Genomic DNA, 20,286 nt, shown 5'->3' on the forward strand with positions numbered 1-20,286 from the left:
TTAAAATAGCTGGAGTAAGAACACAACCACACATCAAGGCATCCTAGTTGAGTGATAAATCTTAGGATCTATAAAATGTATAATTCCCGTAAATCCTGGTAAAGTAACAATTTCAGTTTCAAAATCCCAGAGAAAGACAAAATTACCCATTCACTAACCTATGAATGAAGTTGATTTAGCATTTACCCCAGCACTAGAGTTGGCGCAATTAATTCGTCGCCGGGAAATTTCACCGCTAGAGGTAGTGGAAGTATATTTAGAACGGATTGAGCAGTTGAATCCGCAATTAGGAAGTTATTTTACAGTGACGGCAGAACTAGCGATCGCAGATGCCAAAGCCAAAACAGAATTATTGACAACTACCTTAGAACTACCACCATTTTTTGGTGTGCCAATTTCCATTAAAGACCTCAATGCTGTAGCTGATGTTACCTGTACTTATGGAAATCCCGCATTACTTAACAATATTCCTAACTATGATGATGGGGTTGTAACAAGGATTAAGCAAGCTGGGTTTACTATTCTTGGTAAAACAGCCACTTCTGAATTAGGTTCATTCCCTTACAGCGAACCTACGGGTTTTCCTCCAGCCAGAAATCCGTGGAATTTAGAATACACCTCTGGCGGTTCCAGTGGTGGCGCGGCGGCGGCAGTAGCAGCAGGATTGTGTGCGATCGCTCAAGGTTCTGATGGTGGTGGTTCAATTCGTGGCCCTGCGGCTTGTTGTGGTTTGGTGGGACTCAAACCATCTAGGGGTAGGGTGAGTAAAGCACCCGTAGGCGAACGCCTCGCTGGAATTGCCGTCAACGGCCCCATCGCCCGCACTGTTGCTGATGCTGCTGCCCTTTTGGATACGATATCTGGCTATGTTACAGGCGATCCTTACTGGTTGCCAGATCCCGAACCATCATTTCTCGCTGCCACTCAGACGAAATTGGGGGCTTTGCGAATTGCCTTTGATACTAACATTTATCCTTTGGGAGAAGCTGATGCTAACTGTCAGCAAGGTGTCCGTCAAACAGTCCAGTTATTAGAACAACTCGGCCACCACGTTGAACAGAAATCTCCTGATTTTAGCGCTCTAGTTGAACCATTTCAAATTGTTTGGCAAGCTGGGGTAGCTGCGTCAGGACTTCCAGTTGAAGCCTTGCAACCATTAAATCGCTGGCTATTTGCACGCACAGGTTCTGTTGGTGACTACCTCAAAGCAGTTTCCCAAATGCAGATTGTGGCACGACAGATTGTAGCCTTTTTCGATACTGTCGATGTGCTGGTATTGCCAGTTTATCTCCATTCACCTATCCGCGTTGGAGAATGGGCTTCACTGAGTCCAGAAGATACATTCCAAAATATTATTGAGTGGATTGCCCCTTGTCCACCTGCGAATGCAACTGGACAACCTGCGATCGCAATTCCTGTAGGCTTTGATAGTAAGGGTTTACCCATAAGTGTGCAACTAATTGGTAAACCTGCGGCTGAAGCTACCCTCATCAACCTAGCAGCACAATTAGAAGCGGCTAACCCTTGGATTCATCATCGTCCAGCCTTTGCGATATCAGGCTAATCATGCAGGCATCCCTGGAACAACTTTCGCAAATTATTGTGTTTGCAGGTTTAGAAACGGCAGACAAAGTAAATTTGCAACCTCACACTCAGGTGCAACGTTATCGCAAAGGAGAGATTATTCTCCATGAGGGTGATGTTTTATCAACAAAACTCTATGCTGTTGCTAGTGGAGAAATTCAAGTTACCAAAATAGCCATGACGGGGAAAGAAACGATTCTCCGCACCTTAGCGGCTGGGGAAATTTTTGCGGCTCCTGCTTTATTAGGCAATGGAATTTCCCCAGCAACTGTAACTGCTGAATCGGATTGTGAAATTCTCACTATAGAGAGAGATGCTTTATTAAAAGCGATTGGACAAAACCCTGAAATTGCATTACGAATGCTGATGGTGTTTAACAGTCGGATTCAGCAATTGCATGAGACAGTCCACGGATTAGTTTCAGAAAGAGCTATTGTTCGCCTTGCCAGATTAATTCAATATTTTGCTGCCGAATCAGGAACTGAATCAAGTCCAGAAGGCGAGTGTTTAAAAGTCAAGTTATCTTATTATCGCATGGCTCGCAGTAGCGGCATTACTTACGAAGAATGTGTGCGGTTAATTAAAAGTCTCAAGTCAATAATTGCCTATCGTCGTGGTGGGACGATTATCATACTTGATACTCAGAAATTAGATGCGATCGCTTCTGGAAATATAGATCAATAACATTTGTAACAAGTTTTCTAGATCCAAGACTTATGCAAACAATAGCCCAAACTTTTATTCTCCGGTAGGGACAATTCATGTAGACGCTTCTTCGGCTACTCTTACGAGAACGCTTTCAGCGAACCCGCAGGGTATTGCCCCTACCGCGTGTATTTTTGCGTAAGTTCTAAGATCGAAAAAGTCCACATTTTGTATGTATTGCCTTTTTCCATAAGGGATTTACAACAGAATTTAAGAGTCATAATTCAGAATGATTACGCTAACGGAAGTAAAACACGCTTTCTATAACGACTCTAAATAGCTCAAAAGATCCGCCATTTCTTGGGTGCTAGGCTGGAATTTTGGCATTGGCGGGGTTTCGCCACTGATTACCTGGTGAATCAATCCATATTGAGACTTATGCTTGGAAACAGCTTGCAAACTCGGCCCTACTCGCCCGTCTGCTTCCAAACCATGACATCCAGCACAGTTAATTTGAAAGATCGCGTGTCCTTGAACTGGGTTTCCTGTTAGAGATAAAACACTCTTGACATAAGGATCGGAGGCTTGAACCAACTGAACACCAAAAAAGCCCAAAGGGACTGATAGCAGTATGGCCAGCGTCAATAAAACAATGCGCTGAATCAAAATTTCAGGTTTGGTAATCTGGTTATCCAAAAGGTTTGCGGTGAAAGTCTAGGTGTGCTAAAAAGTTTTCTTTTCCTACACATAGCTTAAAAGTTCTTGATCGTGTCTGCAAGCACAGAAGACTATTTTTTTCTGAGCAGTCGCCCTCCAAAAAGTCTATAGGACGCAGGATTCATACTAAATTTGGTAAAATCGAAAACAGGCAACGAATATTTAATCATTACAAAGAGGAGATTTCCAGTGGTTGAACCCCTGCTATCAGGTATTGTCCTTGGTCTAGTTTTCGTCACCCTCGCCGGACTGTTTTACGCTGCCTATAAGCAATACAAGCGCCCCAATCAGTTGGGCGGTTGAGGGAGTTTTATTAGCTGTAGCGGGGCATTTAGCCTGTGCTGTTAGCGGATAGCTAAGGTTTAGCCCGTGCTGAGTAGGGGAGACAAGGGGATTAAGGAGGACAAAGAAGCAATTTTTCTCCCCTCTCTCCCTTATCTTTTCCACTGCCTTCTCGTCTCATTTCACAATTCTGTAGAAAGTAAGTGATGTGTTGCCGTAAACCTTCTCGCGGCAAATTTCCCAAGAGGGAATCTCTGGCGGTGTCCAACCTTGTGAGGCGTGTTCAACTGCGATTTCGCCACTAGGATCTAAAAGTTGATAGTGAGCGATCGCTTCTAATACTGGTTGGAACAATCCACTGGCATAAGGTGGATCAAAGTAAATTCTATCGAATTGCTTGCCTGATAAAGTCTTTAACTGCTGCGTAATATCTCCCCGCAATACCCGAAATTCTTGCTCGTCGGCATTAGCTACCTGCTGCCAATTTTGTTGGATGGTGGCACAGGCTCGGCTGGATTGTTCAATTCCCACTGCTAGGCTGGCTCCTCTACACAAAGCCTCTGCGCCCATTGAACCAGTACCGGCGCACAAATCTAGCCAGCGACAACCTGCAATTTCTCCCTGCCAAATATTAAAGACTGCCTCCCTTACCCGCGCACTGGTAGGTCTAGTTTCTTTCCCTGGTAAAGTTTTTAGCTGGCGATTACCGTAAATTCTCAGGCTCATTGGTTATTAGTCATTGGTCATTAGTTTTAGACAAAGGACAAAGAACAAATGACAAAAATAGATTAGGCAGGAATTTTTTCGCGGACTTGAGCAACAAAATTAGATAGGATTTGCAATCCAATATTAGAGGATTTTTCGGGGTGAAATTGAACTGCCATGAGATTTTCGTGAGCGATCGCAGCTGTGATGGTTTGAGTACCGTGGGTGATGGTTGCTGCACGGATTAACGGGTCTATTGGGTCAACATAGTAGGAATGGACAAAATATACCCAAGGATCGGACGGCAAATGCTCCCACAAAATACTTTTTGCCTGAGTCATTTCCAGCTGATTCCAACCCATGTGAGGAATAGTGATGTCAGGTTCTGGACGAAAGCGCCGCACTTTTCCTTTGATAATTCCTAGTCCTGGTTGAGTACCTTCTGCACTTGATTCAAAGAGAATTTGCAATCCTAAACAAATTCCCAAAAAAGGTTTACCAGATGCGATCGCTTCTTTAATAGGTTGTTCCAAACCACGCGCTCGCAGGTGTTGTACTGCTGGATCAAATGCTCCCACTCCTGGTAGAACTATTGCATCTGCCTGTTCTAATTCCTTTGGAGAATAAGTAACATTAGGAGTTGCCCCAGCTTTTTCCAACCCTTTACAGACTGAGTGCAAATTTCCCATCTCGTAGTCTACGACCGCAATTACTGGCATTTACCTGCTCCTTGTAAATTTATTAATGGAGGGTTTTTCTATTCTAAATAATATTTGTTATGAAGAAAAGAATTCTATTAACCTCTTTTGACATTTGCCTAAAATATCAACAGTCAAAATTCTTCTGATGATTTATTACTTGAAGTTACCAAACTCGATCTGATACCAGATGACTTGAGTTTTTTACGCCAGTTACCCGTAGATGTCAAACTTGCCAATACTCAGGTAATGGAAAAAATCAATGCAATTCAACCTAAAGACTTCATCTGTTGTGAGCAGGCTGTAATCCTTACACAATTAAGTGTGGAAGCATTTGCTAGCTGTGGATAAATTAGAAGTTGATATAGAAAAATTAGTGGCGAAAGAAGCATCAATTCAGATTAGCCACGACTGCGGTCAATTTGTTTTTACTGTTTAGGCTTGGACTACTTAGACCAAAATCAACTTACAATCCGTTGTCTTTTTATCCATGTTCAGGTTCTAAATCAAGAAAATTTGATGGAAATTCTTGCAGATTTCGTATTAATTATTAACAAACTGGCACTTTCATCAAGTTGTTCATGTCTGTATGGTGAAAGAAATATCTAAGTATATGTTGCCATTGTTACTAATTTTCCCAATTGCTCAATCAACTCCTGCCACACCACCACCTGAAGAAGTTGTACAAACACAAGAAGTACGTCCTTTACCAGGTCAATTGGATACAGTGCCAACTTTTAACAGTAATAGTCCAGAATTGGTGTTGAAAGAAGGAATTTTACTCTCCACTTTTCCACCAGATGGCAAAAAAGTGCCAACAGCGCATTTGAATTTTCCTTTTCGGGGACGATTTGATATTTTTGCCCATCACGTTGCTAGGGCTGAACCATCAGAGAATTTGCGCTCGCTCTATTTAGGGATAATTTTGCACAACCCTAGTTCGGAAGCAGTAAAGGTGAATATTTGGCAGGCGGCGAGTTATTTGAGTCAACCGGATGCACCATTTATTCAATTACCATCTTTTAGCCAAAATCCTTTAGGGACAATTTTTGCTGGCCCAGGCGATCGGGTCATGTCTGATGTGTTACGGGGACGACGGCAAGAGATTTTCCCTGCCCAAATTGAGATTCCAGCAAAGCAAAGTCGGATGTTACTAAATTTACCAATTCCTGTGCAGGGATTGACACCACCTCTGAATGGTCGTTCGACATTGATCCGATTGCAAAGTAATGGCACCGTCTATGCGGCTAGCCTAGCGATGTTTGCACGGGTGAATCCTGATGGCAGTGAGCGATCGCCTACTTTAGAAGAGTGGCAGAATTTACTAGATAATGGTGATTTGGCTGGGCCACGGGATAAAGCGCCCACTCCCCTAGAGGAAACTGGCAAGCCAAGAATTTATGGGCGTGTTGCTGGAGTGGCTAGTGGTTCGCGATGGAGAGCCTTATTAGTAGATAATCCTAAAGCTAGGTATCTAACTATTCCCCAGCCTGGTCAAGTGTTTTCTTACGCTCTGAGTACCCTGCATGGCGGTACATTAGGAACTGGTCAAATTCAAAGTGCTACCATGCTGGTGCGCTATCCTGACACCGCATATCGCGCTCATGGCAACTATGGAATTCAATATAATCTCAAGTTGCCGCTGTACAACAATACTCAAAGTCCCCAAACTGTGAGTGTATCCATACAAACCCCATTGAAGGAGAATCAGTTAGTCAAACCAGGGTTACACTTTCTGAGTACACCAGCCCGTGAAGTATTTTTCCGAGGTACAGTGCGGGTACGTTACAAGGATGAGCAAAATCAGCCGCAAACTCAGTTTGTGCATTTAGTACAAAAGAGAGGTCAACCAGGGGAACCCTTAGTTTCATTAAATATGAAAGCTGGCGATCGCTCATTAGTAGAAGTAGATTTTCTCTATCCACCAGATGCCACACCACCGCAAGTATTAACAGTGTCAACTCAGGCGGAAAGTCGGTAATAAATGAGGGGTAATTGGTATAGCTTTTCTCTAATTACCAATTACCTATTAAACCTTTTAAACTAGATATTAAAACATCACACAAGGTCATTACAGATGGTTGCAATTCCAAATTCTAGCTATATTTCTCCAGAAGACTATCTCAAAGGAGAAGAAATTAGTCCTATCAAGCATCAATATAGACAGGGACAGGTTTATGCAATGGCAGGAGCAAGTAATGCTCATGTCATTATTTCTCTTAATATTGCTTCAATGCTAAGAAATCATTTGCGCGGAAGTGGTTGTCAGGCTTATATCTCAGACACTAAAGCACATATTGAGTCGATTAATATCTATTATTACCCTGATGTTATAGTAAGTTGTGACCAACGAGATAGAGCTTTGGGAGCATCCCAGTTTTTTGCAAAGAAGACGAAAATCAGTCAGGATAGGTAAGACGAGTGTATTTACTTACCGATGACCCCAGAACAAAAGCAAGCTCTTCAAAAACATATTCAGGCGATTGCTAAAATATTGTATGAAGATACGTCAAAAGAAAAGCTCACAAATCTTGCAGCAATTGAAGAAGCAGTGCGGAGTCAAATGCAGAAGCATGTTATGCCAGAAGTAGGGGTTTTTTTATCGAAACGATTACAGGGACAACCGCAGGATACCAACGACGGCTCAAAAGCATTCTTGGAGAGTTAGCAATAACGAGCAAACAAGCCATTGAATTAGAAGTCGCACCAAGTACTCAACTGAGTCCATATCTAGAAACTTGTTGTTTGAGGGTAAGTGCGAATGTCAGCTATGAAGATGCGGCATCAGACATCAAGTATTTTACGGGCATAGAGGTTTCTCACAGCAGTCAACAGAGATTAGTGCATCGCCAGAATTTTGAGTTGCCAACACCAGAACAGACAATTGAAGAATTAAGCGTCGATGGTGGAAACATCCGTGTCCGAACTCCTAAAGGTCAAATATGTGCATGGCTTGGCTATAAAGCAATTAGCTTACATCATCTCGGAATCTTGGGAACTTCATTTCAGAATAATCAGATTGTGATTGATTGGGTTAATGACCAACCACTGGCTAGCCCACTCACTTGTATTGGTGATGGACATGACGGCATTTGGAATATAATTGACCAATTAGCACCTGATGCACAACGTCGAGAAATACTTGATTGGTTCCATTTAATAGAAAACCTCCACAAAGTTGGGGGTTCACAAAAACGCTTGAAACAAGCACAAAATCTACTATGGAAAGGCCAAGTTGAGGCTACTATTGCCTTATTTACAGATTGTAAAGGCAAACAAGTACAAAACTTTTGCCGTTATCTTGATAAGCATCGCAATCGCATTATCAACTACGAATATTATCAAGCTGAAGAAATTTGTTCAATTGGTTCAGGTTCAGTTGAATCTGCCGTTAAACAGGTTGACCGTCGAACAAAAATTTCCGGGGCACAATGGAAACGAGAAAATGTGCCTCAAGTCCTAGCCCATCGCTGTGCTTACCTCAATGGATTATTGTCAGTTTGAGCCACTTTAAAAAGTGAGATGCTCCCTAGAGCTTTTAACAACTTTCTGCGTTACCCTAACTTAATTGTAGAAGTGTTATCTCCGACAACAGAAGCCTTTGACCGAGGTGATAAATTTGCTGACTACCGACAGATGGAATCACTTCAGGAATATGTACTTATAAGTCAAACTCGATTAAATGTTGAGTGTTTTCGCCGTAACCCAGAAAGCCAATGGGTACTTTATCCTTATGGAAAAGAAGATATAATTCATCTGGCAAGTGTGGATTTTCGGTGTGCTGTTGTAGATTTCTATGAGGATGTTACTTTTGAATCGCTGTAATTGACTGACTACTAGCTTACCAGCCAGAAACCGGAACCTTGAGGATTTAAAAATGTGTTTTTATAAAGCAAAATAAAAAGGCAAAAGAAATTTTCTTTTGCCTTTTTACTTTTTACATTTTAATAGAGACGCAAAATTTCAAATCTCTATTCGTCGTCGAAATCATCCTCGTCGTCTTCCTCTTCTCCTTCAAAATCGTCGTCGTCTACTACTTCATCGGCGATTAATTCATCTTCATCATCTAGAATTGATCTTTCTGCACGTCTGCTACCAAAACCAGATTCCCCAAGAGTCGGAGAATCTAAATTATAGGTGCGAGCTGTGCGGTCATCTAAGACCATATCCAGGGGATCATCAACTTCATCTAAGACACTACTGCTAATATCAGTAGCATAGTCCTCGATCGCACCGGGTTCTTCATAGGTATTGTATCCAGTACCAGCCGGAATCAATCGCCCGATAATCACGTTTTCCTTTAATCCGCGTAGCCAGTCAGATTTGCCTTCGATAGCTGCTTCGGTAAGTACCCGTGTTGTCTCTTGGAAGGATGCTGCGGAAATGAAGCTATCAGTGTTCAACGATGCTTTGGTGATACCCAATAATACTGGGGTATACTGTGCCCTCGCACCGCCTGTAATTGCCATAGCTTCGTTCACCTGCTCAACTTGGCGCAGTTCTACCAATTCGCCGGGGAGCATGGTGGTGTCACCACCATCATCAATCCTGACCTTGTTGGTCATCTGGCGAACAATTACTTCAATGTGCTTATCGGAAATATCAATCCCTTGAGACTGGTACACCATTTGCACTTCATTCACCAAGAATGTCTGTACCTTCTGCAAGGCAAGGCTAGCACAAGCATAGATGCCGTCTTCGGAACCAAGGCTAAAGAAGATTTCCAAAATTTCGTGGGGATTAGATGGACCATCAGTTAACGGTTGTCCCGCTAATACTATTGATCCATCTGGCACAATCAAGTTTTGTCCAGGGCCCAGAGGATAATCTGTCACCACGCCATTTGATTCCACGACCTTAATAGCGATCGCTTCATCACCACTTTCAGCGTAAACTACCTTAACTTCTCCGCCCCGCCGACATAAAATACACGCTTCTTTCGGTTTACGAGCTTCAAGTAGTTCCTCAATCCGGGGCAAACCTTGAATGATATCTCCGGTTTTGGCGCGTTCAAACACCAGCAACACCAAGTTATCACCCCGTTGTACCAAATCGCCGTCTTCTATCTGCAACACAGCACCAGGGCTGACTCGATATGGACGACCAATGCGGGTAGTAATAACGTAGTTTTTAGTACTCAGAGCTGATTCCCCACCAGATGCAGCAGCGGCATTTTTAATATCTACTACCTGTCCTGATTCTGGGGCAAAAACTCCAGGAGCAACTTCTGTACCTTCTACTAGCAAGTCACCCACTTTCACTTTTGGCTGAGTACTAGTATTAATGGTAAGCCTGTCAGCGTCACGTAACACTAAGCAGCGACGCACGTTTTCGGTTCCTTTGCGAACGCCTCGCACTTCCCCGCCTTCTTTACACAAGATTTGGGTACGTGCGACTACAGAACCTGGGGCGATGGTTAGCCCATCGTGTACCTCAAGTGTAGTCTGGGTGCTACCTTGGGTGGCATCGGCGGTAATGTCTCGACGAATTACCAAGGATTCCAAAATTACCAGTTGTAAACGTTGAACTTCTGGGTCTTCAGTATCCTCTACTAATTCAATATCTGCTGCCAGGGGTGAAGCATTATGGTCTTGTTCCCCTTCTTGCTCAATTTCCAGTACTAGCTGGGTTCGCAGCAGTTCTACACCTTCAACAGATTTGACACGTTCTGAATCTTTGTAAGGTAGTCTTTGTACAGCCCGCAACTGAATCGATCGCCCGGTTTGTTGACTTACAGATGTCGTTGATGGCACATCTGGGTTATCAGGTACGGCAAACTCAACTACTGGACGGCTCAACAGAGCAGGGCCTTCTGGTGTCTCCACATACTGGATATAACGCAATTCCGTGGCGACGTTGCCTTGGAATTCCTCACCTGGTTGAATGAAGGTGTTATCTCGCCCGATGACTGATTCTGGATCGTCCACCATCAGCAGTTCCCCTGGCTTCACCACGACTTCCCGCAGAATGTCGTTTTTCTGGGTCACTTCTACCACACCACTATTTTGGCAGAAGATATCTTTCACGACTTCGGTGCCAGCTTCTACAAACTGACCGTCTTCCACCAACAGCAAGGAGATGTCTTTATTAACTTCGTGGCTTTCTTCAGGAATCCACAACAAGGTACCGCCCTGCACGACTTCATAACCCAGCTTGGCTTTACCTTTTTTCTGGACTTCGACACCTGCGAATTTCAGGAATCCACCAGTGGTTGTGCGATAACGGTCATCAATTAACTCAGCTACTACTTGACCATTTTGCACTTTTGTGCCTGGTGTAGCTCGGAGGTTAAATACCTGGTTGTTGCCAGTAGATACTAAGTAGTTATTACGACCTTGAGAACTTTGGACTGTCACAGTTGCCTGGTCTAAAACCACAGAAGCAGTGATAATCTCAATTTCCCTAGTACTCTTACCTGGGGTAGCTTCTGGCAAGCGCACCACACCGCCGTGTAAACTGGCTAATTTGGTTTCTGCTAAAACTCCATTAGCAGCGATCGCATCACCATTTTTTACCACCAATTCTGCCCCAGGTGGCAAATTGTAAACTTCCCCAGACAAAATCCAAATCAAACCACCGCGTGCGGCTGTAGTTGTGGTATTACCTTGACGGTCAGTTTTTTGTTCTGGAACTACTTCGGCAAATTGCACTTCCCCAGCTAAGTCAGAAGCAACATCTTTAACTGCTTTTTCTGTATTAGTCCGAGTTGTCCGGCCACCAAGGGCAACCTCTGCCAACAACTGCCCTTGTTTTACCTTATTTCCATCAAATACATATAATGTTGAACCTTGGGTTAGATGAACCTCTTGGTTTTCTGGGGTAACATCACCTACTTTTGTTGGTTCCAAAAGCATGATGCCATTAGCTTCAACATAGAGGGCATCTTCCCCGTGGCGAGTCCGATATGTTCTGGTCTTCAGTTTGCGGGGAAGCTTGACAGTCCCATCGATTTTAGAACGAACTTGTTGCGCCACTTCCCCAGTAAACACCCCACCAGTGTGGAATGTCCGCATGGTTAGCTGAGTACCAGGTTCGCCGATACTTTGAGCAGCAATAATCCCCACAGCTTCGCCTAAGTCTACCATCTTGGCGTGGGCCAAACTCCAGCCGTAACAGTGTTGACAGACAGAACGTGCAGCTTCACAAGTTAGTGGCGATCGCACCACAACTTCTGCAACCCCAGATTTTTCAATTTTCTTCGCCAATTCTTCAGGAATTGGCGAATTGCGTGCTGCAATCAATTCTTTTGTTACCGGATGCACCACATCTTCGCCAATTACCCGTCCCATTAAGCGGGTTCCCAGAGGAATCAAGGTTTTGGCACCTTCTGTCATTGGCCCAATAGTAAGACCTCTGGTAGTGCCGCAGTCAAATTCCCGAATAATTACATCCTGGGAAACGTCCACTAACCGACGGGTGAGATAACCAGAGTCAGCCGTCCGCAAGGCAGTATCCACCAATCCTTTTCTGGCACCATAAGACGAAATAATGTATTCCGTCACAGTTAGCCCTTCACGGAAGTTGGTTTTGATCGGTAAATCGATAATTTCCCCTTGAGGATCTGCCATCAGTCCCCGCATCCCTACCAACTGCCGCACTTGAGAGATGTTACCCCGTGCCCCGGAGAATGCCATCATATACACGGAGTTTAGGGGATTAGTCTTCTTGAAGTGAACGACTACTTCATCTTTCAAGGCTTCACTGGTACCATTCCAAGTATCGATTACCTTTTGAAAGCGTTCTACTTCAGTGATTTCTCCCCGTTGATAACGGGTTTCAGTAGCGCGAATTTCTTCCTCGGCTGCTTCTAAGAGCAATCGTTTAGTTGGTGGTATCATCAAGTCATCTACACTGATGGAAACCCCTGCTTTGGTAGCATAGCGAAATCCCAAATCTTTCAATTTGTCCGCCATCACTGCGGTTCGCGCTGTACCATAATTCGTAAAAGCCCAAGAAATTAAATTTCTCAGTTGACCTTTGTCAACCACGCGATTGCGAAAAATCATTTTTTCGTTAGTCATTAATCATTAGTCCTGAGTCATCAATAATTCGTAATTCGTAATTCGTAGTTCGTAATTCGTAATTAATTCTTTAATTACGAATTACAAATTAGAAATTACGAATTAACTTGCTAGTGCTTCCTGAATGGCATTGTTGTAAATAACGCGGCCAGGAGTTGTGTATATATACTGTGAAAGTACATTGCCCTTAGCGTCTTGTCTGACTCGACGGAACTTATAGAGTAATGTGCGGGTACCATCCTCGTTTTCCGTCACTTTCACGGGTTCTGTATCTGGTTGGTCTGATTCTATTTCGCCGTCAAACCTTACGTAAATATAGGCGTGCAAGTCAATTTGATCTTGCTGGAAAGCCATAATTACATCTTCCAGCGAAGAAAAGTAATTTCCTGCCCCTTTTGTCGCACCGGGATTTTCTGCTGTTAAATAATAGGCTCCTAACACCATGTCTTGGCTAGGCGTGATGATGGGTTTACCTGTGGCTGGTGACAAAATATTGTTAGAAGCCAACATCAACAACCGCGCTTCAGCCTGACTTTCTAACGACAGAGGGACGTGTACCGCCATTTGATCCCCGTCAAAGTCGGCGTTAAATGCCGGGCACACCAGAGGATGCAGTTGAATTGCTCTACCTTCTACTAAAATCGGTTCAAAAGACTGAATACCTAAACGGTGCAACGTTGGTGCCCGGTTTAGCATTACAGGGTGTCCTTCAATCACCTCTTCCAGCACATCCCAAACACTGGGATCGTTACGTGATATCAGCTTTTTCGCAGCTTTGATATTATTTACCATGCCGCTACGAATGAGGCGGTTAATCACAAATGGCTGAAATAGCTCAATTGCCATTTCTCTAGGCAAACCGCACTGGTGAATTTTCAGCTTTGGCCCTACCACAATCACCGAACGTCCAGAGTAGTCAACCCGTTTACCTAACAAGTTTTGTCGGAAACGTCCTTGCTTACCCTCAATAATGTCGGACAAAGATTTCAAGGGTCGATTATTTGCCCCTACCACAGTGCGTCCCCGACGACCATTGTCAATCAAAGCATCCACTGCTTCTTGCAGCATCCGCTTTTCGTTTCGGACAATAATCTCTGGTGCCAAAATTTCTTGCAAGCGTGCCAAACGATTGTTACGGTTAATTACTCGCCGATACAAATCATTCAAATCGCTGGTAGCAAAGCGTCCGCCATCTAGCTGCACCATTGGGCGCAAGTCGGGGGGAATCACGGGAATGACTGCCATTACCATCCACTCTGGTTTGGAACCAGTGGCGATAAAGTTGTCAATCACCCGCAGTCGCTTAATTAGCTTGGCCCGTTTTTGCCCTTTGGCGTTACCAATTTCTTCGCGTAGGCTTTCCGCTTCTTGTTCTAAATTGATATCGGCAAGCAAGCGCAACAGCGCTTCAGCCCCAATACCTACCTCTACGCCTTGCAGCACAGAATCTTCGCTATAAATTTGGTCTTCTATTTCCAACCACTGGTCTTCACTCAGTAGCTGTTTGTAAGTTAAAGTTTCGGCATTACCTGCACTCAGGACAACATAAGAGTTGAAATAGACAATCTGCTCGACATCCCGTAAGGGCATATCCAACAGGATGGAAATATAGCTAGGAATGCCTTTGAGATACCAAACGTGAGCTACTGGTGCGGCGAGTTTAATATAGCCCATGCGGTGGCGACGCACCCGTGACTCGGTAACTTCTACCCCACAGCGCTCACAAACAATACCTCTGTGACGAACTCTTTTATACTTGCCACAATGGCATTCCCAATCTTTCGCGGGGCCAAAGATGCGCTCACAAAATAAGCCATCCATCTCTGGCTTGAGAGTTCGGTAATTAATCGTTTCTGGCTTGGTAACTTCACCGACTACTTGACCATTAGGCAATGTTCTTTCGCCCCATTGCCGAATGCGTTCGGGGGAAGCCAAGCCGATTTTTACGTAGTCAAACTGATTAGTTTGGGCAGGTCTCATACTTAAGTGCTGAGTTTCGAGTTATGAGTTTTGAGTATATTTAGTTTTAAGGTTTGAATTAAGAGATATCCAAGTGCTAAATGCCAATTACTGAGTTTTTTACTACTCAGCACTCAGCACTCAGCACTCAGCACTCCTTATTCGTCATCATCCAGCGATTCGCGGGAAAGAGATTCATAAGTTGGTCGAGGAGGTGTGCGACGGGCTGATTGGTCTGCCATCAAATCGACTTCCACATCTAGGGAACTGCCGTCTGCTTGGGTTTCTACCTTGTGTACTGCAATGTCTAACCCCAATGATTGCAACTCGCGCATTAACACCTTAAAAGATTCTGGAGTTCCAGGACGAGGAATTGCCTTACCTTTAACGATCGCATTCAACGCTTCATTCCGTCCTTGCATATCGTCAGATTTAACTGTGAGCAATTCCTGTAAGGTGTAAGCTGCACCAAAGGCTTCCAATGCCCACACTTCCATTTCCCCAAACCGTTGACCACCTTGTTGTGCTTTACCACCCAAAGGTTGCTGAGTCACCAGTGAGTATGGCCCTGTGGAACGGGCGTGGATCTTATCATCCACCAAATGCACCAGTTTCAGCATATAAGCCACACCGATGGTAATTGCTCGGTCAAAAGGTTCGCCTGTACGACCGTCATACACCATGATTTTGCCTGGGTTATCTGGGTTATATACCCAATCTTTCCCTGTTTCGTCACGTGCTTCTTGCAATTTGCCATGCACAATTCGGCGCGATGACTCTTCACCGTACATTTCATCAAAGGGAGTAATCTTAAATCGGACTCCCAAAGTTTGACCAGCCCAACCCAAGAGGCACTCAAATACTTGTCCGACATTCATCCGACTAGGTACGCCCAAGGGGTTAAGTACAATATCCACTGGTGAACCATCGGGCAAATAAGGCATATCTTCTGCTGGTAATATCCGAGAAATAATCCCTTTATTACCGTGCCGTCCTGCCATTTTGTCGCCAACTTGGATTTTGCGTTTTTGGGCAACGTACACCCGGACTACCATATTGGCTCCTGGTGGCAGTTCATCGCCTTGTTCACGAGTAAACAAGCGCACATCAACTACGCGACCTTTTTCACCGTTAGGGACTCGCAGGGAATTGTCGCGCACATCTCGCGCTTTTTCACCGAAAATCGCCCGCAATAGTTTTTCTTCTGGTGGTTGGTCAGATTCACCTTTGGGTGTTACCTTACCCACCAAGATATCTCCAGCTTCTACCCATGCCCCTATACGAATGATTCCTTGTTCATCCAACTGACGCAAGGCATCTTCCCCGACGTTGGGAATTTCTCTGGTAATTTCTTCTGGCCCTAGTTTGGTTTGTCTAGCTTCAATTTCATATTTTTCAATGTGAATTGACGTGTAGACATCATCCTGCACCAATCTTTCAGAGATTAAAATTGCGTCCTCGTAGTTGTAGCCTTCCCAAGGCATATAGGCAACGACAATATTTTGTCCTAGTGCCAATTCACCGCCTTCGGTGGAGGAGCCGTCAGCCAATACTTGACCAGCAACAACCCGTTCACCAATGCGGACGAGAGGTTTCTGATTTAAACAGGTGTCTTGGTTTGAGCGTTGGTACTTGGAAAGGGTGTATCTAATTTCAGAGGTGTTAGGTTTAGGACGGACGCGAATTTCTGTAGCATCCACATAAATAACATCGCCATCAGTACGCGATACAACCACCATCCCGGAGTCTCTTGCTCCTTGCGCTTCCAAACCAGTACCCACTAGAGGACGCTCTGGCTTAAGCAAAGGTACTGCTTGCCGTTGCATGTTCGATCCCATCAGCGCTCGGTTAGCGTCATCATGCTCCAAGAAGGGAATCATGCTGGTTGCTACCGATACAATTTGTACGGGAGATACTGCTACGTAGTCCACCTGTTCTGGTGTTGTGGTGGAAAATTCTTGACGATAACGTACTGGTACTAGTGGCCCAATAATGTGACCAGTTTCATCTACAGGAATATCCCCAGGAGCAACCCGTAGATCGTCTTCTTCATCGGCTGTCATGTAGGCTGGAGGCAAGTCAAATCTGACTCGTCCATTTTCCACAGGTCTAAATGGCGTTTCTAAGAATCCGTACAGGTTAACTCGCGCATGGGTTGCTAAGGAGCCAATCAATCCGGCGTTGGGTCCTTCTGGTGTCTCAATGGGGCAAATGCGTCCATAGTGACTAGGATGAATATCCCGCACGGCAAAACCAGCGCGTTCGCGGGTTAAACCACCAGGACCAAGGGCACTCAGACGGCGTTTGTGCGTCAGTTCCGCCAGAGGATTGGTTTGATCCATGAACTGACTTAACTGGCTGGAACCAAAGAATTCTTTAATTGCTGCTACCAATGGTTTGGGGTTCACTAAAGAAGCAGGAGTTAGCACTTCAGCATCAGATACGGTCATCCGTTCCCGAATAATTCTTTCTAGGCGATTTAAGCCAACCCGTACTTGGTTTTGCAGCAATTCACCGACGCTTCTCACCCGCCGATTGCCTAAGTGGTCAATGTCATCGATATTACCGATGTCATATTCTAGATTAATTAGGTAATCTACGGCTGCCAAAATATCGCCAGCAGTCAACACTCGCATGGTGTCTGGGACTGAAAGGCGCAATTTTTTGTTGAGTTTGTACCGTCCAACGCGACCAAGGTCATAACGTTTCGGGTCAAAGAAACGAGAGTCTAGCAGTTGTTGTCCACCTAATACTGTGGGTGGTTCACCAGGACGGAGTTTGCGATATAACTCCATCAGGGCTTCTTCTTCAGAGAATTGCCCTTCTTTTTCGATGGTTTTTTGGAAATATTCAGGGTGGCGTAAAGCGTCAAAGATTTCGTTGTCTGATAACCCTAAAGCTTTTAGTAGTACCTGCGCTGAGAGTTTGCGGGTTTTGTCGATACGTACCCACACCAAATCGTTACGGTCTGTTTCAAATTTCAGCCATGCTCCCCGGTTAGGAATTAAGCTAGCTGAATAAGTACGTCGCCCGTTTTTGTCGATTTCTGATTTGTAATAAACCCCAGGCGATCGCACTATCTGGTTGACAATTACCCGTTCGGCTCCGTTAATAATAAACGTGCCGCGATCGGTCATCAAAGGCAAATCACCAATGAATACCTCTTGCTCTTTGATTTCCCCGGTTTCTTTATTAATCAACCGTGTGGGAACATACATTTGGACGGCATAAGTACTATCCCGCCGCTTCGCTTCTTCGACGCTATACTTTGGCTCCTTGAGTTTGTAGTTATGACCCAAAAAGTGCAATTCTAATTTGCCCGTATAATCTGTAATAGGACTAAAGGAGTTAAGTTCTTCTATCAGCCCTTCTTCCAAAAACCAGCGAAAGCTCGATCGCTGGATTTCAATCAAGTCGGGCAACAGAAAGGCGGGTTCCATGTATGTTTCTTTAGTCATGCCTCTTCCTTTGTCAACCTGGTAAAATTTTCCCTTGGACACTGCTGTTTTACGCTTCCCACTGCTAGTCAGTATCCTTAGTTGTTTGGGAACTTTTAACACACTTGCTATTTACATACAGGTGTGGGCAAAAGCAGCCATTAAAGCTGGAATGAGCAATTTGGACAAGGGGATAGTTGCCCCTAATCGGGTACTCAGACACCAAAAACCCACTATAGTCTTGATTTAAGAAGAATATACAGTTGAGATATTCCTGAGTTTTATCTATGTTCTTCATTTCCCCTCCAAAAAGCGCGTTAATTTGCTGACGCAGCTCTAGACGGTGTGTTTTAAATCCACACGGCTATTTATACTCTCAGTGATATCTTAGATATCCTAAGACTGAGGGAACGATCCGCACCTTGTTGGTTTTGAATCAGAATTACTTCGTTTTGCTGGATTGTACTCACAAGGCAATTTCGTTTAAGGATTTTGTATAGGTTAAATACACACCAAGTCGATGTTGTGCAAAAAAAGTTTAGCTCAACCTGGTTTGGCACGGTTAGTCATGTGTGGAGAGCATCCGCTTGTAGAGATTTGGAGGATGGCCAAGCCAATAACATCACTGAAAGTTAGGCTCAGAAATTTTAGGTTCCTTCCTTTATCATTATGGCGCACGCAAAATGTTTTTGAGGGAATAATATTAGCATATTTTTGTCCCCCTAGAGTTTTATTTTTTTAGCACAACTGAATAAAAGTGATTAAAGCCCACTTTTATATTGACAGACCAAATAATTCACAGGCGTTTTGGGTGGTTTGATGGGCGATCGCTTCTACCGTTTCTTGACGCAGTTTCGCTACTTGCTCGGCTACATAAAGCACGTAGGCGGGCTCATTACGCCTCTGGTCTCGTTTAGGAACTGGGGCGAGAAATGGGCAGTCTGTTTCAATCAGGAGGCGATCGCTACTCACCATCGCAGCGGATGATTGGATCGCTTTGGCATTTTTGAACGTTACCGTCCCGCTAAAGCTGATGTAGAAGCCTAAATCGAGAAACCATTGGGTTTCTTCTGGCGTTCCTCCCCAGCAATGCATAACACCCCGCACTCTTTCTCCCTTAAGTTCCCGCCATTTTTGCAACACTTCTCTGGTTGCTACAGCAGCATCACGGCAGTGGATAATTACTGGTAAATTGAGTTCAGATGCGATCGCTAACTGCGACTCAAATACCATAAGCTGATAGTCATAGTTATCAGCTTTGTAAAAATCCAGCCCCATTTCTCCAATTGCTACCACATTCGAGTCAGAACTAGCTAAAGTTTTGATTTTCTCGGCTGTCTCACTATTCCATTTATCAGCATCTAGAGGGTGTAATCCCACAGCAAAACTGATTTCGGGAAACTCTTGCGCTATGGATTGAATGCTGGAAAACTCCTCTGGGTGAACACAGGAATGTACTAAACGTACTACTCCTGCTTCTTGCCAACGCGATCGCACTGTTGCTAAATCCGGCTGAAAATTATCAAAGTTGAGATGAACGTGCGTGTCTACCAGTTGCATTCTTTGTTCTTTGTTCTTTGTTCTTTGTCCTTTGTCATTTATCCTTTGCTAAAGACCAATGACTAAGGACAAATGACTACTCAGCAGTTTGAGTGATGGGCTTTAGTTTATGAGCCAATCTTGACTTTTTCCTTGCCCCATTATTGGGGTGAAGGACACCCCGTTTGACTGCTTTATCGATTTTGCCGTAAGCTTCGGATAACCGAGCCTGTGCTTCTTCTTGTAATTCTGGGGTAGGATTAGCTGCATAGACAGCTACAGCATTAGAGTATTTCTTCATCAGCGTCTTGACTGCTGATTTGTACGCTTTGTTACGCAGTCGGTTACGTTCTGCGATTTGGGCACGCTTGAGAGCAGACTTTGTATTCGCCACAGTCAATTCCAAAAATACTATTAATATGTACACACACTACTAGACTTACTAATATAGCATCCAAATTGCCAATGTTATAATTTCCTAAAAAAAATCTGCCATTGGACAATAGTTCTTCTTTCCCTGCTTTCTAAATCTCTTCAGTCCGCAATTGAGTGTGTCGTCAATTTAGGAAATGCGTTAAAATAAGCCATATCAAATAAAACTGTTACCCTAACTCACCACTACCTGAGAAAGCGATGTGGTTGCCAATGTAATATTTCCTGAATTTTAGGATCTATTATCAGAGGCAAAGAACTGTAAAC

At 44.2% G+C, this 20,286-nt stretch carries 14 protein-coding genes and 2 pseudogenes; 8 read left to right on the plus strand and 8 right to left on the minus strand.

Annotated elements, in window-relative coordinates; all coding sequences use genetic code 11:
• Window positions 1–160: 160 nt before the first annotated feature.
• The gene (locus FBB35_RS01795) at window positions 161–1,564 is read left to right on the plus strand and encodes an amidase (protein ID WP_174708230.1); all 1,404 of its coding nucleotides are present in this window, start codon (window positions 161–163) and stop codon (window positions 1,562–1,564) included.
• Between the two features lie 2 nt (window positions 1,565–1,566).
• Window positions 1,567–2,268, plus strand: coding sequence for a Crp/Fnr family transcriptional regulator (locus FBB35_RS01800; RefSeq protein ID WP_174708231.1), 702 nt, complete (start codon window positions 1,567–1,569; stop codon window positions 2,266–2,268).
• A gap of 282 nt (window positions 2,269–2,550) precedes the next feature.
• On the opposite strand, the gene FBB35_RS01805 is transcribed toward FBB35_RS01800, so the two are convergent.
• Window positions 2,551–2,925, minus strand: coding sequence for a cytochrome c (locus FBB35_RS01805; RefSeq protein WP_163928961.1), 375 nt, complete (start codon window positions 2,923–2,925; stop codon window positions 2,551–2,553).
• Window positions 2,926–3,135: 210 nt separating this feature from the next.
• Between FBB35_RS01805 and petG the strand changes: the two genes are divergently transcribed.
• Window positions 3,136–3,249: a cytochrome b6-f complex subunit V gene (gene petG / locus FBB35_RS01810; protein ID WP_063721252.1), complete on the plus strand. Its 114-nt coding sequence runs from the start codon at window positions 3,136–3,138 to the stop codon at window positions 3,247–3,249.
• A gap of 156 nt (window positions 3,250–3,405) precedes the next feature.
• Here petG and rsmD read toward each other — a convergent pair whose 3' ends face one another.
• Window positions 3,406–3,954: a 16S rRNA (guanine(966)-N(2))-methyltransferase RsmD gene (gene rsmD / locus FBB35_RS01815; RefSeq protein ID WP_174708232.1), complete on the minus strand. Its 549-nt coding sequence runs from the start codon at window positions 3,952–3,954 to the stop codon at window positions 3,406–3,408.
• Between the two features lie 62 nt (window positions 3,955–4,016).
• The gene (gene hisH, locus FBB35_RS01820) at window positions 4,017–4,652 is read right to left on the minus strand and encodes an imidazole glycerol phosphate synthase subunit HisH (RefSeq protein WP_174708233.1); all 636 of its coding nucleotides are present in this window, start codon (window positions 4,650–4,652) and stop codon (window positions 4,017–4,019) included.
• Between the two features lie 174 nt (window positions 4,653–4,826).
• Here hisH and FBB35_RS35650 point away from each other — a divergent pair, with 174 nt between their 5' ends.
• The 5 genes and pseudogenes from FBB35_RS35650 to FBB35_RS01845 form a co-directional block, all read left to right on the plus strand.
• Window positions 4,827–4,982: a hypothetical protein gene (locus tag FBB35_RS35650; protein ID WP_368041817.1), complete on the plus strand. Its 156-nt coding sequence runs from the start codon at window positions 4,827–4,829 to the stop codon at window positions 4,980–4,982.
• A 262-nt stretch (window positions 4,983–5,244) separates the two neighbouring features.
• Window positions 5,245–6,612 (plus strand): DUF3370 domain-containing protein, encoded by a 1,368-nt coding sequence (locus FBB35_RS01830; RefSeq protein WP_174708234.1) that lies wholly within the window; start codon window positions 5,245–5,247, stop codon window positions 6,610–6,612.
• A 96-nt stretch (window positions 6,613–6,708) separates the two neighbouring features.
• A pseudogene (locus FBB35_RS01835) lies at window positions 6,709–6,993 on the plus strand (Uma2 family endonuclease); the annotation flags it as partial.
• Window positions 6,994–7,068: 75 nt separating this feature from the next.
• Window positions 7,069–8,135, plus strand: a protein-coding gene (locus FBB35_RS01840; protein WP_174708235.1) for an ISKra4 family transposase whose coding sequence is annotated in 2 segments (ribosomal slippage) — window positions 7,069–7,225 and window positions 7,225–8,135 — 1,068 coding nt in all. Because the reading frame shifts where the segments join, the coding sequence is not laid out codon by codon here.
• Between the two features lie 27 nt (window positions 8,136–8,162).
• Window positions 8,163–8,456, plus strand: a pseudogene (locus tag FBB35_RS01845) (Uma2 family endonuclease); the annotation flags it as partial.
• A gap of 146 nt (window positions 8,457–8,602) precedes the next feature.
• Here FBB35_RS01845 and FBB35_RS01850 read toward each other — a convergent pair.
• The 5 genes from FBB35_RS01850 to rpsT form a co-directional block, all read right to left on the minus strand.
• Complete coding sequence (locus FBB35_RS01850; protein ID WP_174708236.1) at window positions 8,603–12,652, minus strand: DNA-directed RNA polymerase subunit beta''; 4,050 nt, start codon at window positions 12,650–12,652, stop codon at window positions 8,603–8,605.
• A 102-nt stretch (window positions 12,653–12,754) separates the two neighbouring features.
• Window positions 12,755–14,632 carry a DNA-directed RNA polymerase subunit gamma gene (locus FBB35_RS01855; RefSeq protein ID WP_094342607.1) on the minus strand — a complete coding sequence of 626 codons (1,878 nt, stop codon included), beginning with the start codon at window positions 14,630–14,632 and terminating at the stop codon, window positions 12,755–12,757.
• Window positions 14,633–14,769: 137 nt separating this feature from the next.
• The gene (gene rpoB, locus FBB35_RS01860; RefSeq protein WP_174708237.1) at window positions 14,770–18,069 is read right to left on the minus strand and encodes a DNA-directed RNA polymerase subunit beta; all 3,300 of its coding nucleotides are present in this window, start codon (window positions 18,067–18,069) and stop codon (window positions 14,770–14,772) included.
• Between the two features lie 753 nt (window positions 18,070–18,822).
• Entirely contained in the window at window positions 18,823–19,608 is a 786-nt protein-coding gene (locus FBB35_RS01865) for a TatD family hydrolase (RefSeq protein ID WP_174708238.1), read from the minus strand.
• Between the two features lie 76 nt (window positions 19,609–19,684).
• A complete protein-coding gene (rpsT, locus tag FBB35_RS01870; protein ID WP_174708239.1) occupies window positions 19,685–19,981 on the minus strand; it encodes a 30S ribosomal protein S20 in 297 nt (98 codons plus the stop codon).
• Between the last annotated feature and the right edge of the window lie 305 nt (window positions 19,982–20,286).

This window comes from Nostoc sp. TCL240-02 (assembly GCF_013343235.1).
Lineage (GTDB): Bacteria > Cyanobacteriota > Cyanobacteriia > Cyanobacteriales > Nostocaceae > Nostoc.